General features: G+C 37.3%; 9 protein-coding genes and 1 pseudogene. 2 read left to right on the forward strand and 8 right to left on the reverse strand.

The window, feature by feature from the left end:
- Positions 1-9 precede the first annotated feature (9 nt).
- The 3 genes and pseudogenes from menH to LT143_RS06740 form a co-directional block, all read right to left on the reverse strand.
- A pseudogene (gene menH, locus LT143_RS06730) lies at positions 10-801 on the reverse strand (2-succinyl-6-hydroxy-2,4-cyclohexadiene-1-carboxylate synthase); the annotation flags it as partial.
- Complete coding sequence (gene menD / locus LT143_RS06735) at positions 792-2,531, reverse strand: 2-succinyl-5-enolpyruvyl-6-hydroxy-3-cyclohexene-1-carboxylic-acid synthase (RefSeq protein WP_246941487.1); 1,740 nt, start codon at positions 2,529-2,531, stop codon at positions 792-794. The gene menD and the pseudogene menH, both read right to left, overlap by 10 nt.
- A complete protein-coding gene (locus tag LT143_RS06740) occupies positions 2,524-3,927 on the reverse strand; it encodes an isochorismate synthase (protein WP_246941489.1) in 1,404 nt (467 codons plus the stop codon). Before LT143_RS06740 ends, menD begins: the two co-directional genes overlap by 8 nt.
- Positions 3,928-4,431: 504 nt before the next feature.
- Here LT143_RS06740 and LT143_RS06745 point away from each other — a divergent pair.
- Both LT143_RS06745 and LT143_RS06750 read left to right on the forward strand, forming a co-directional pair.
- Complete coding sequence (locus LT143_RS06745) at positions 4,432-5,364, forward strand: 1,4-dihydroxy-2-naphthoate polyprenyltransferase (RefSeq protein WP_246941554.1); 933 nt, start codon at positions 4,432-4,434, stop codon at positions 5,362-5,364.
- Between the two features lie 133 nt (positions 5,365-5,497).
- The gene (locus LT143_RS06750; RefSeq protein WP_246941492.1) at positions 5,498-6,310 is read left to right on the forward strand and encodes a TraR/DksA C4-type zinc finger protein; all 813 of its coding nucleotides are present in this window, start codon (positions 5,498-5,500) and stop codon (positions 6,308-6,310) included.
- Positions 6,311-6,357: 47 nt separating this feature from the next.
- Here the strand turns inward: LT143_RS06750 and cspD are convergent, their stop codons facing one another.
- The 5 genes from cspD to LT143_RS06775 form a co-directional block, all read right to left on the reverse strand.
- Positions 6,358-6,558, reverse strand: a complete 201-nt coding sequence (cspD, locus tag LT143_RS06755) for a cold-shock protein CspD (protein ID WP_246941494.1) — start codon at positions 6,556-6,558, stop codon at positions 6,358-6,360.
- A 307-nt stretch (positions 6,559-6,865) separates the two neighbouring features.
- The gene (locus LT143_RS06760) at positions 6,866-9,268 is read right to left on the reverse strand and encodes a glycogen/starch/alpha-glucan phosphorylase (protein ID WP_246941495.1); all 2,403 of its coding nucleotides are present in this window, start codon (positions 9,266-9,268) and stop codon (positions 6,866-6,868) included.
- Positions 9,243-10,715 (reverse strand): glycogen synthase GlgA, encoded by a 1,473-nt coding sequence (glgA, locus tag LT143_RS06765; RefSeq protein WP_246941497.1) that lies wholly within the window; start codon positions 10,713-10,715, stop codon positions 9,243-9,245. Before glgA ends, LT143_RS06760 begins: the two co-directional genes overlap by 26 nt.
- A complete protein-coding gene (locus LT143_RS06770) occupies positions 10,712-11,743 on the reverse strand; it encodes a glucose-1-phosphate adenylyltransferase family protein (protein WP_246941499.1) in 1,032 nt (343 codons plus the stop codon). Before LT143_RS06770 ends, glgA begins: the two co-directional genes overlap by 4 nt.
- 252 nt (positions 11,744-11,995) lie before the next feature.
- Complete coding sequence (locus LT143_RS06775; protein ID WP_246941501.1) at positions 11,996-13,144, reverse strand: glucose-1-phosphate adenylyltransferase; 1,149 nt, start codon at positions 13,142-13,144, stop codon at positions 11,996-11,998.
- Between the last annotated feature and the right edge of the window lie 745 nt (positions 13,145-13,889).

Raw genomic sequence — 13,889 nt, forward strand, 5'->3', positions numbered from 1 at the left:
TAAAAACTCATCTACTATTTTACCAAAAACTTCAGATTGTTCCACATGAATTGCATGTCCAACACAAGAAATTTGTTGAATAATAGAATGAGGTATACGCATGTGCATGTTTTGAGCAATCAGACAGAACTTCTGATCCAACTCTCCACATAATAATAACACAGGCATCGTAAGAGTTGATAGCTTGTCCCAATAGGATTTCTGGACACCTGTACCCATTCCCTTTAAGCTCTGTGCAAGACCGAGTGAAGAGTTCTGAATCCGCTGCTCTCGGACTTTGGTTTGTATGTCCTCTGGTAGTTTCTTTTGCGATGAAAATAAAGGAATATTCTCCCATCTATCAACAAAAGAGGGAATACCTTTTGATAAAATCTCATCTGCTAATTGATAATCTGCCTCTACCCGCTTGTCTCTTTCATCTTGAGTTTGTAACCCCGGTGAACTACTCTCTACTATTAATGAGCTCACCTGTTCAGGATACATGGTAGCAAAAGCTATTGCAACCCGCCCTCCCATTGAATAACCCAGTAGATGAACCTGAGAAATAGAAAGGTGCTTTAATAGTAGATGTAGATCGTTACAAACACTTTCCATTTCAAAACGTCCTACGTCTATAGGAGTCTCTGTCTTACCATGTCCTGGTAAATCGACTGCAATGACTCTATAATGAGGAGCTAATCGATCTATTAAAAAAGACCAATTTTCTTTACACCCTGTAAACCCATGTAATAGTAAAATGGCAGGTCCTTCTTTTCCAGTAACCATATAGGAATAGGTAACACCATTCAATTTTACTTCCATTCCGTAGTTCCTTCCAACTTTTTAATCGCTTCATTCCAAAGCTGACGATGTAGCACCACATTTTCATCACGAGGTGCAGTTGGCACTTCTATTACATGTAATTGATTAGAAGCAAGGCTTCGTGCTACTTCTTCATTGAACTCTGCCCAGGAACGTACACGCTTAAAGTTCCCATCATACATAGAAACTACTTTCTCATAATCCAAATGAATTGGAGTACCGAATAGTTGTTCAAAATGTTTTTCTTCCTTTGACTGTGGAAGGAAAGAGAAAATGCCTCCCCCATTGTTATTGACAACAATAATGGTGATAGGAAGGTTATACAGTTTACTAGCTAACAATCCGTTTAAATCATGATAAAAAGTAAGATCGCCCACTAATAATACAAGCTTTTTTACCTTCGTACTAACACCTAAGGCAGTAGAAGTAATCCCATCAATTCCGTTTGCCCCTCTGTTTGCAAACAAGCGAATTCGTCTATTATTTACCATAAAAAATGTATCAATATCTCGTATCGGCATGCTATTACCAATAAACAAGCCAACTTCATCTTCAAGGTGATGAACGAGATGGCGAACGACATCACCTTCAAAGTGGAAATCAGTCACCTCGGCATGTAAAACAGGCTTCACTATTTCATTAGCATGCTTCCACTTTTCTGAGTATTCCCGATTAGTCTTCTTTGTACTTACGATATCTTTCATTTGCTCACAAAAATCAATTTCATTTATATGTATAAAATGAGTCCCCGTTAAGGTCGGGTCTCTCCATCCCTCATCAGCATCTACTATTAATTGATAAGAGGCTTCTGCCTGTGTCATAAATTGCATGAGCACTTTTGATACTGGCATTGCACCAAACCTAATGATGACATTAGGTTTCATATCTTTAAAGAAATGACCACTTTTTAATATCGTATCATAGCAATCAATAATCATATCTTTAGAGTGAGAACCACTTCTAACTTGGGATAACGGGTCTGCCAATACAGGATATCCTAATTGTTCAGCTAGAGCTATGACAGCTTCTGAGAAACCTTTTTGGTCATGTGGCCCACACACAATCAATCCTTTTTCTTCTTCTGCAATATTCTTTAACAAAGGTATTACCTCTGGAGATAATTGCTGCCTTCCATTTTGTATAACTGTCTTTTTGGATTCAGTTATATTCCACTGCAACTCCTCTAAATTCGGAACTAATGGCTCTCTTAAAGGAAAATTAAGGTGAACCACTCCTGCTGGTGATGATAAGGATGTAGCTACAGCGCGAGTTGCCACTGTATAAGAATAGTGAAGAAGATTAGTCGTACTTTCAGGCAGCGCCATTTCAACAAACCATTTACTATATTTACCGTATAAGTCAATTTGATTAATCGCTTGAGGTGCCCCTACATCTCTAAGTTCATGTGGTCGGTCCGCTGTTAATACGATAAGTGGTACTTTAGAATGAGTAGCTTCTACGATAGCAGGATAATAATTTGCTGCAGCAGTACCAGATGTGCAAAGCAGGGCTACAGGCTTTCTGGATGCTTTCGCTATTCCTAATGCGAAAAAGGCAGCTGAACGTTCATCAATATTAATCCACGTTTTGATAGAAGGATGTTCCTCCATCAAGATGGCAATGGGGGTTGATCTTGAGCCTGGGCTGATAACAACATCTTCAACACCAGATTTCACCAACCCCTCAATAAATGTAGCCAGATAATGTGTTAATGCTAGGTTGTCACTCATTTCCCTTGCCTCCAATTGCTGTAAGCATTGGCTTAAACTTTATTTGAGTTTCTTCGTATTCCTTAATAGGTTCTGACTTCCCTACTATACCGCAGCCGGCAAATAATGAGGCCTGTTTTTGCTTGATTAGTCCAGATCTGATTGCTACGGCAAATTCGCCATTTCCATCTCCGTCAATCCAGCCAATTGGTCCTGCATACCAACCTCGATCTAATAGTTCCTGCTCTCTTATTTCAACCAATGCCTTCTCTTGAGGAAACCCACCTAGGGCAGGAGTTGGGTGAAGCTGTTCAACAAGGGAAAGAAGATGGACGCCGTCTTTTACTTTACCTGTAATAGGTGTATATAGATGCTGTATATCCTTTGCTTTAAAAATCGTTGGTTTATCTGCTGTCGTAAGTTCCTGACAAACCTGCTCTAGCTCTTGTGATATCATTTGAACAACAAACTGATGCTCTTCAAGATTTTTTACGTCATGAAGCAGTTCGCGTTCAAGTTTTTGATCCTCAATCTCTGTCTTGCCTCTTTTAATGGATCCAGCTAAACAAGTTGATAAAACAGATTGGTTTTCCTTTTTAAGTAACCTCTCAGGAGTAGCACCAATAAAAGTAGATGAACCGCTCTCCATCGCAAAAAGATAACTAGTAGGCTGTTTTTGTTGTAATTGCATCAAAATGGACCGAATATCAAAAACCTCGTCTGAATGTAAGGTTAACTCTCTAGCCAGAACAGCTTTTTCTAACTTACCTTCATTAATATGTGATATGACATTTTCTATTGATTTCAACCACTTTTCAACCTCTACTTCTTTTTCTGTAAAGGTATGAGTTCGACCAGATGGTTTGTTCTGATTACTTTTTAGTAACAACAGTTTCTCTCTCTCAAGATTCTTATAAATATTGTCTGGACGGTCAATAGCCGTTACAAGTAAGTTAACAGTTAGCCATGATCCTTCCTTTTCAGACGTAAGCATGTAAGTAGGTAAATAAAACTTCGATTCCGGAAAGTCCTCCCATAAGCTCGTTCGTTTCTTTAATGGATCAAACGAAAAGCCACCAAAAAGCTTTATATGAGTAGCACTCTGTTTAGTTTGAACTGAGGTTTGAATTAATTTATCCCACTCTAATTCTACGTGCTGATAACGATAGGCTGTTTTTTCAGATGTTTCAATTACATGTGACGCTCCAAGACCTACATATGCTATTTCTTGGTGTGGCTCTTTCCAGAAAAAACGCTCACCAAAGAATAGTTTCTTCCCTGCCTCGTAAAACATAAGGGGATCAACGTGATCAATACTTATAGTTGAACTCACAAGAATAGAATGACCAAGCGTTTTCGCCTGTTCAATTCCTTCTGTAATCACATCTAGTATAGACTTTTGTTGAACAGTAACCATCATATTCCCCCCTATCTATATATAACTCAATGAAATGGCTCTTTTCTAAACCTTTGTTGCTTTTCAAGCTAATTTTCCCAACAAACCGCCCTACTAATACTATATTACCGAAGAGATAATTGTTAGAAAAGAGCAACTCTCTCTATTTAAAGCAATGGCCAATGTACTAACGAGTAAAAATCCGGCTTTTGGGATTTTTACAAACGCAACAATTTATATGAAAAGAGACTTTGCCGTATATTCTCATACAACATGTCGCAATAAAAACCATACCTTTTCTACATAACTATATAAAAATACACCTGAGTTTTCACAGTGTCAACATTGGTATACATGTCTGTATTTTCTTCCTATTCTATTGTATAGCTTTTGCTCAAAAGCTTAAAGGAAAACGTTTCAATTCTTGTAAATACATGTGTAATATTCCTATATAAAAGCGTTGACACTTGTACCTTCTTTACCTAAACTATATGTGATATAGCTATAAGGAGAGGTGAAGTGGCTATGCAAACAGAATTAAATCAAAGTGCAAATTATCAACCTAAGAGACAGAACTGGCGTGTATGGTGGACATTAACAAGACCCCATACCCTAACAGCAGCCTTCGTACCTGTTTTTATCGGAACTGCCTTAGCATTACCATATACAAAAATTGATTTACCTATGTTTATTATGATGTTGTTTGCTTGCCTAATTATACAGGCCGCTACAAATATGATAAATGAGTATTACGACTTTAAAAGAGGTCTTGATCATGAAGGTTCAGTTGGAATTGGTGGTGCTATTGTTCGTGAAGGAGTAAAGCCACAAACAGTTCTAAGACTTGCCTTCATTTTATTTGGGGTAGCAACATTAATCGGAATTTACATTTGTATGCAAAGTAGCTGGTGGTTAGCTGTGATTGGGATGATATGTATGGCAGCTGGTTACTTCTATACAGGTGGTCCTGTTCCTATTGCTTATACACCTTTTGGTGAGGTAGTTGCAGGTCTATTTATGGGTAACATCATTATATTATTGTCTTACTACGTGCAAACAGGAACTGTGTCTGTTGAAAGTATTTTGGTTTCTATGCCTATTTCTATCTTAGTTGGTGCCATACTCTTGGCAAATAACATTCGAGATCTTGATGGAGACAAAGAAAATGGACGTAAGACGTTAGCCATTATTGTTGGAAGAAAAAATGCCATTAAAGTATTAGCAGGAATGTTTATTGTTTCTTATTTATGGGTGATTGCCTTAATATTAGTTAATATGGCTTCACCATGGTTGCTATTGGTACTTTTGAGTATTCCTAAGCCAATTCAAGCTACAAAAGGATTCATTGGCAAGACAATTCCGATCCAAATGATGCCAGCGATGAAGGCAACAGCCCAAACGAATACCATTTTTGGTTTATTAGTATCAATTGGATTAATACTTGCTTACGTTGTGTAGCAGTCTACTTATGTAGGCTGTTTTTTTGTTTGATCTATGTTTTTCATAACATGGTGCATACTAATAGGTGCAGTAGGTTTTTTCGTCTAGAAATAACCACTCAAGGTTAATACATGAATGAGGAGGGAAACCCATGATATCTGCTCTCCAAAAAGAAAAGTTTCGTAATCAATTACTCAAAGATAAACAAGCAATTGAAAATAGGTTCGAGAATGTTGGTCATTACGATCTTGAACGTGGTGCATTTCATGAATCTACCGGGGAACTGTCAAGCTATGACAATCATCCGGGGGATGATGCAACCGAATTATACGAGCGTGAAAAGGATATAGCCCTTAACGAACACACAGAAAAAGAGTTAAAGGACATTGAGGATGCACTGAGAGCTATTCAAACAGGTACCTATGGAAGCTGTAAAGAATGTGGAAGAGACATCCCACTTGAACGTCTTGAGGCTTTGCCAACTGCATTATACTGTAAAGAACATTCACCCGATCATTTGGTTTCACATGAACGTCCTGTTGAAGAGAACGTATTAATGCCTGCATTTGGGCGGTTCGAATACGATGAATCTGAAGCTGAAGCCTATGATGCAGAAGACTCTTGGCAAGATGTTGCTCGCTACGGCACTTCAGAATCACCTTCTGATATTGATATGGAAGTGGAGCACTACAATGATGCTTATGTTGAATCAGAAGACCCTGTCGGATATGTAGAGGATTATGAAAACTTTATCGGTACAGATATTGAAGGTAAGAATATTACCGTCTACCCAAACCATCAGCATGAATCATACGAAGATTTATTAGATGAAGCTGGCACTATGACGATATTCGGTGATCTTCCACCAGGAGAAAAAGAACCATATACAGAAGAAGGAAAAGAACCATATACAGAAGAAGGAAAAGAACCATATACAGAAGAAGGAAAAGACCGTTACCGCTAAATTCCATGAAAAAAAGCAGTCCGTTATGGACTGCTTTTACTATAAGATTAAAGTTTGTTTACGTTAGCAGCTTGAGGTCCACGGTTACCTTCTACGATTTCGAAGCTAACTTCTTGACCTTCTTCTAAAGTTTTGAAACCTTCACCTTGGATTGCTGAGAAGTGTACGAATACGTCGTCTCCACCTTCAACTTCGATGAATCCGAAACCTTTTTCGCTGTTGAACCATTTAACTTTACCGTTTTGCATATTATTGCCTCCTAAAACCGGCACTCTTTGGTACCTAAAAATTGCTCCCGAGAAAGTGATAAGATTGACAAGAAAAAAACCTTCATGAAAATGTGTGTGTGTGAAAGCAAAGCCTTACCAAACACAACACAATTTCATGAAGGTATGTCTTCTTACTTTCTAATTCTTAACGCTCGGGTAGTAACTTCACTATAACACAGGAAAAAATTTACGTCAATACAATTAAATTGCTCATTCTTTTTACTATTTTGAAAATAGGAATTTAGTAATCTAACATTCTTGCTACCTCGTATACTTCTAAATAAGCCTAATGTACTTTTGCCTTATTCAAATGCCAAATATCATGGGCATATTCTTGAATGGTTCGATCACTTGAAAAATACCCTGACTTCGCAATGTTAATGACACTCTTTTCAAACCATGAGCTCTGGTCCTCATACACTTGACTCAGTCTCTCCTGAGCTTGACAATAAGATGAAAAGTCCTTTAACACAAAGAATTCATCATTTTGCATTAATAAAGAGTCATAAATCATCTCAAAATCATCACCTGTATTTGGGAAGAAGCCGTTTACTAATTGCTCAAGAATTGTTCGGATATACTTATTATGATGATAATATTCTTGAGAGCGATAGCCACCATTTTGATAATAATCAAGTACTTCACTTGAAGTTAAACCAAAAGTAAAAATATTATCCGCTCCAACTTCTTCTTTTATCTCAATGTTTGCCCCATCCAATGTACCAATCGTAAGAGCACCATTCATCATAAACTTCATATTTCCTGTCCCAGACGCTTCTTTACTTGCCGTCGAAATTTGCTCGCTTACATCTGTTGCTGGTATGATATCCTCCGCCAATGAAACACGATAGTTTTCCAAGAATATCACCTTTAAATAGTCTTTTACCTTCGGATCATGGTTGACCTTATCTGCAACAGAATTAATGAGCTTAATAATTTTCTTCGCATAATAATAGCCTGGTGAAGCCTTCGCACCAAATATAAATGTCCTTGGATACATCGTAAATCCCGGATCCTCTTTTAACCGGTTGTAAAGATACATAATATGAAATACATTAAGTAACTGTCGCTTATATGCATGAAGCCTCTTAACCTGAACATCAAAGATAGAATGTTCATCTACTACAACGCCCGTTTGTTCTTTTATCCTTCTGGCTAAAATATTCTTTCTGCATTGTTTAACCTTTTGAAGTTCTTCTTTAAAGCTTGCATCGTTTGCAAACTTTTCTAGTGTTACTAGCTTGTTAGGATGTTGAATCCACTCATCCCCAATAGTCGTAACTAACAAGTTAGTTAGCTCTGGATTTGCCTTTAAGAGCCAGCGTCGATGCGTAATACCATTCGTCTTATTATTAAAACGCTCAGGAAACACTTCGTAAAAATCGTTCATTTCACGGTGCTTAAGAATCTCAGAATGTATTTTAGCTACTCCATTTGTAGAGTGTGTCCCAACAATTGCTAAGTGAGCCATTTTGACCAAGTCATGTGAAATAATGGCCATTCTTTCAATCCGGTTCCAATCTCCCGGATACTGTTCCCAAAGCGCCTTGCAAAAGCGCTCATTAATCTCTTCTACAATCATATAGATCCTCGGCAATAAAGGCTTAAATATATGAACTGGCCATTTTTCTAATGCCTCTGATAAAGTCGTATGATTCGTATATGAAATGGTTTTCGTTGTAACTTCCCATGCTTCATCCCAGCTTAACTCTTCCTCATCAATCAAAATTCTCATCATTTCAGGTATAGCTAACACTGGATGGGTGTCATTAATATGGATAGCTACATAATCATGAAGCTCTCTCAGGGAATGATGTTGTTTACGATAAGAATGGATAATACTCTTTAGACTGGCAGCCACTAAGAAGTACTGTTGTTTCAGCCTCAGTATTTTCCCTTCATCGTTTGTATCATCAGGGTATAAAAATTCCGAAACAGCCTCTGTATCTCGTTTATATTTCAGGACATCACCATGGATTGGATAAGGCGCAGGTTCAGCACTCCACAACCTAAGCATATTAACAGTATTCGTTTTATATCCGATAACTGGCATATCATAAGGTACAGCAGATATAGTTTCAGGCTGAACATGCCTAAATTTTAATCTGCCATTTTCATAATAAGATTCGACTTTGCCCCAGAAATTCACGGGCACAGCTTTATCAGGTCTTTTCACTTCCCAAACATTACCATGTCTTAGCCACTGCTCCGGTAATTCTACTTGGTATCCATCTACGATCTTTTGGTCGAATAACCCATGCTTGTAACGAATTCCACATCCATGCCCTGGAAGATTTAATGTTGCTAATGAATCTAGGAAACAGGCAGCGAGCCTACCTAACCCCCCATTACCTAAGCCTGCATCAATCTCACATTCCTCGAGTGCACTTAATTCAATCCCCAAATCCCGCAGTGCTTCTTCACATAGACCTCTAACACCTAGATTCAACAGGTTGTTTCCTAATAACCTTCCGAGTAGAAATTCAATAGATAAGTAATACACTTGCTTCTCTTTATTCATTCGGTACTTCTCATTCGTTTCAATCCATCTTGTACTAATGGTTTCTCTTACTAACTGTCCTAACGCATGATACTGCTCTATTACAGTCGTATCTTCAAAACGTTTACCATACATCATTTCAAGCTTTTGTAAATATACCAACTTAAACTGTTCCTTGCTTGAGAACATAACGTTCACTCCTAACAGGTAAGCATAATTTCGAGTAAAGCTGGTGGTATATAAACGCTGACTGACTCCAGCTAAAGTCTTCACTCATTGCTTGCTCGATCAATGAAAACCATCGCTCAGGTTCACGATAAATAGTAAGAGCTCTCCGCATCGTAAAAAGCATGTCATGAGCATTAAAGTGGGTAAAACTAAAACCGGTTCCTTCTTGAGTAAATTCATTGTAAGGCTTCACCGTATCGTTTAACCCACCTGTTTCACGAACAATCGGGATCGTTCCATAGCGCATCGCGATCAACTGTCCCAACCCACATGGCTCAAATTTAGATGGCATTAAAAATAGATCTGAACCGGCATATACTAGATGAGCAAGCCTCTCATCAAACCCAATATAGGCTCTTACCTTATCTGGATATATGTATGACATCTCCTTGAAAAAATGTTCGAAAGTTGAATCTCCAGTACCGAGTACAATAAATTGAATATCCTCTTGCATCAAGTCATGAAATATATGAGTGATTAGTTCTAATCCTTTTTGACTGGTCAGTCTACTAATAATCCCAATAATAGGAGTAGATGTATTCTCTGGAAGGTTAAAAAAACGTTGAAGATTAATCTTGTTATTCCGTTTCTCTTCTATACTCTTAATCGTATAGTTTGATTGAATATAATGATCTGTTTCTGGATTATAAAATCTATTATCTATTCCGTTCAAAATACCAAAGAGTTTCTCATTTTGCTCACGTAATAATCCATCTAGTCCTTCACCAAAGTATGGTGTCTTAATTTCTTCACAATAAGTAGGACTAACTGTGGTGACATAATCTGAACTAACAATTCCAGCTTTCATAAAATTAACAAGCCCATGATATTCTAAGTATTCCTTTGTGAAGTAATGATCTTCCACATTTAATAATTCATGTAGCACTTCTTTTGGAAACAACCCTTGGAAATGTAAGTTATGAATCGTAAATACAGTTTTAATATGTTGGTAGACTGGTAACTCTTGGTAATACTCATTTAACAAAAACGGAATCATAGCAGTATGCCAATCATGACAATGGACAATATTCGGAGATTGATCCAAGTATGGAATAGCCTCTAAAACAGCCTTGCTAAAGAAGGAGAATCTTTCACCATCATCATAATATCCATATAAAGAGTCCCTCTTAAAATAGTATTCATTATCAATAAAGTAGTAACAAACACCATTTTCTTCTAGTTTCTTTACACCTGCGTATTGTTTTCGCCAGCCTACTTCTACATCAAAGCTATCTACATACTCCATCTTACGCTTATCATCTTCTGGGATTGTTCCGTATAAAGGTAATATGACGGATAAATTGGAACCAAACTCTGTTAGTTCTCTAGGAAGTGAGCCTGCCACATCAGCTAGTCCCCCTGTTTTAGCAAATGGTAGGCATTCTGACACGACAAATAAGATATTCATGAATTCATCAGAGCTCCTTGCGTCGTTCCTTTTTTCAGAACTATTGGAGAGGCTGAATCACCCTTTAAATGAACGTTTGAGCCAATTCTTACATCTTTATCACAAATGACATTCTCTATTAAACAACCATCAGCAATCTGGCTTTTTTGCATCACAATACTATTTTTGATGACCGTCCCTTTTCCTACTGTCACACCACGGAAGATTATGCTATTTTCAACATGACCATGGATCGTACAACCGTTGGCAATAAAAGAGTTCGCCACCATGCCACCATCTACGTAACGTGTTGGAGGCTCATCTTTTACTTTTGTATAGATTGGACGTTCAGATGTAAACAACTGCTTCCAAATTTCAGGCTTCAGTAATTCTAAGCTATGAAAATAGTAAGCTTCAATTGAGTTAATATATGCCACATAGCCGGTATACTCATAACTCTCAATTTTATAGAAGGCGTGCTTATCCTTTATCACATCTGAAAGATAGGAGTAACCAGATTCCTTATATTGACAAAATAGTTTCATAAGAAATTCTTTCTTTAATAAATACATATGTAGAGATCTACCATTTTTTCGAATACACGTGATATCCGCCCCAGTGTCTTTATGACGTCTGAGCACATCACGATAATCAAGATTAGCGACTACCTGGCAATTGGCAACGACAACATACTCTTGAGAACTACGTAGAAAGTAGTCTAAGTTCGCTTCCATATGTGAAAAGGACCCAAATCCCATCGTTTTATCGTCCTCTTGTTCAGTTGGGGGGAAGATAAACAGTCCGTCTCTTTTACGATTTAAATCCCATTGCTTCCCTGAACCAATATGATCCATTAGTGACCGATAATGATATTTTGGAAACACAGCTACACTATTAATTCCTGAATTGACCATATTAGATAATACGAAGTCAATAAGACGATATCTGCCTCCAAACGGAATAACAGAGAGTGAACGCTTAATTGTTAATTCTTCCAGTGACTCACTCATTGTCGATGCATCAATTAACCCCATTATAGTATCTTTCACTTTACGTACTCCCCTCTTTATGGCTCTTAAAAGGCTCTTCTCTAAAACTTTATTGCTTTCTAATATATTTCTTCTGAAGTTAAGCTTACTTTTAACGGTAAATATGGTATTTATCGTTTAGAAAAGAACAACTGTCTAGATGAAAAGCAGATGACATTAATCTAATAAACAACAATCTATACGAAAAGAGCCTTATTAAAATACAAACACCGGAACTCAAGAAAGAATCGATCTATAATAAAACAGCCTTAATTATTCAACCTTACATGAAGATAGTTGGTCTGGTGAGACTAGAACAACTTCATTCGAAGAATCAGATGGACCTATAATCAAATCACTTTCAACCTTCATCCCTGCCGGCACAATGGCTTTCTCAATGACAACATTTTCACCTATAATCGCATCTGGCATGATAACTGAATCCTTGATGACGGAACCTCTGCCGATGTGAACACCCTGAAACAACACAGAATGGTCAACACTTCCTTCTATCACACAACCTTCGTTAATTAACGATTGTTGAACAGATCCATATGGAGCAATATATTGTGGTGGTTGATTAGGATTAACAGAATAGATCCTCCATGAATTGTCGTATAAGTCTAATTCTGAATCCTCTTTTAATAAATCCATATTGGCTTCCCATAAGCTCTTAACGGTACCTACATCCTTCCAATAGCCTTTAAATGGATAAGCAACTAATTTTTTTTGGTGTTGGAGTAAAAGTGGAATAACATCCTTACCAAAATCGTGGCTAGATTGAGGGGCAGAATCATCTAAATGAAGAAACTTTTTTAATACGGAATAAGAAAAGATATAAATACCCATCGAAGCTAAGTTACTCTTAGGAGCCACTGGCTTTTCTTCAAATTCTAGTATATTTAGATCCTCATCTGTATTCATGATGCCAAAACGACTTGCCTCTTCCCATTCCACCTCTTTCACCGAAATGGTCACATCTGCGCCCTTTTCAATGTGATAGGAGAGCATCTCAGCGTAGTCCATTTTGTAGATATGATCACCCGATAGGATCAGGACATAATCAGGATGATATTGACTAATGTAATTCATATTTTGAAAGATGGCACTAGCGGTACCGGTATACCATCTCATACTATCAGTCTCTACATAAGGAGGTAATACTGTAACCCCTCCATGTTTACGATCTAGATCCCATGTACTCCCAATACCAATATACGAATTCAGAACAAGCGGTTGATATTGTGTTAATACCCCAACGGTATCAATGCCTGAATTGGTACAGTTACTAAGTGAAAAATCAATAATACGGTATTTCCCTCCAAAAGGAACGGCAGGTTTGGCTAAGTTTTCAGTAAGAGCACTCAGTCTACTTCCTTTTCCTCCAGCAAGCAGCATAGCTACACATTTTCGATGAACCATAAACAGAATCTCCTCTCACAGAAAAAAATTGTAATTATATTAAATATGCTTTCGGAGATGCTTCAATGACAGATATCTAGTAGAAGGAATAATCAATTTATTGGACAGGGGCTAAGCATCATAGGAGTATGTATTCAATGAGAAGTCGTGGAATTCCTTGCAAATGTTACGAATGTAAGGAATGTTTCGTATGACAGGGTTCTACATTTTACTAGCAAATCTTATAAGATCATCCCATTTATTCGGGAATTTTGTTGAATAGACAAATTAAATAAGGAAAATGGAACTAGACCTTCTAAAAATGATAGGGGAATTAGATAGAGGGAAAGTAAAGTAAGACGTATAATTTGGGGCTGGTTAAGAGATAGAATACTTAGTATGACAACTAAGTGCTAGATAGGGAGTAATTATCTGATTAAAAGTAATTAGAGAATGGTAATCAGTTATAAAGTTGCTTGAGACTACCTTATAGATTATTTAGAGGGATGTTAACATCTTAGCAAGGAATGATATTAATAGAAGGCATTGTGATTCAAAACATGAAGTTAAGTTAGCGGCCACTATCTAGTAGTTGAGGTGGCATTGGATACTAATATAAGGATTTCACCTTCCACAACATTCTTCACTAATACATCTTTCATTACAGGTAAATTCATGATAAGATTCATATACACGTAAACTCCATTCTCTACTTGTTTCTAGACAATTCAAGTATAAAAGAATAGGCAGTTTGCGTGTATTTTTT

It is taken from the genome of Bacillus pinisoli (assembly GCF_023036475.1).
GTDB lineage: Bacteria > Bacillota > Bacilli > Bacillales > SA4 > Bacillus_BS > Bacillus_BS pinisoli.

Coding starts and splice junctions, on each gene's coding strand:
- LT143_RS06740 (WP_246941489.1), bottom strand. CDS start 3,927: ATGGTTACTGTTCAACAAAAGTCTATACTAGATGTGATTACAGAAGGA.
- LT143_RS06760 (WP_246941495.1), bottom strand. CDS start 9,268: ATGTTCTCAAGCAAGGAACAGTTTAAGTTGGTATATTTACAAAAGCTT.
- cspD (WP_246941494.1), bottom strand. CDS start 6,558: ATGCAAAACGGTAAAGTTAAATGGTTCAACAGCGAAAAAGGTTTCGGA.
- LT143_RS06750 (WP_246941492.1), top strand. CDS start 5,498: ATGATATCTGCTCTCCAAAAAGAAAAGTTTCGTAATCAATTACTCAAA.
- LT143_RS06745 (WP_246941554.1), top strand. CDS start 4,432: ATGCAAACAGAATTAAATCAAAGTGCAAATTATCAACCTAAGAGACAG.
- glgA (WP_246941497.1), bottom strand. CDS start 10,715: ATGAATATCTTATTTGTCGTGTCAGAATGCCTACCATTTGCTAAAACA.
- LT143_RS06775 (WP_246941501.1), bottom strand. CDS start 13,144: ATGGTTCATCGAAAATGTGTAGCTATGCTGCTTGCTGGAGGAAAAGGA.
- menD (WP_246941487.1), bottom strand. CDS start 2,531: ATGAGTGACAACCTAGCATTAACACATTATCTGGCTACATTTATTGAG.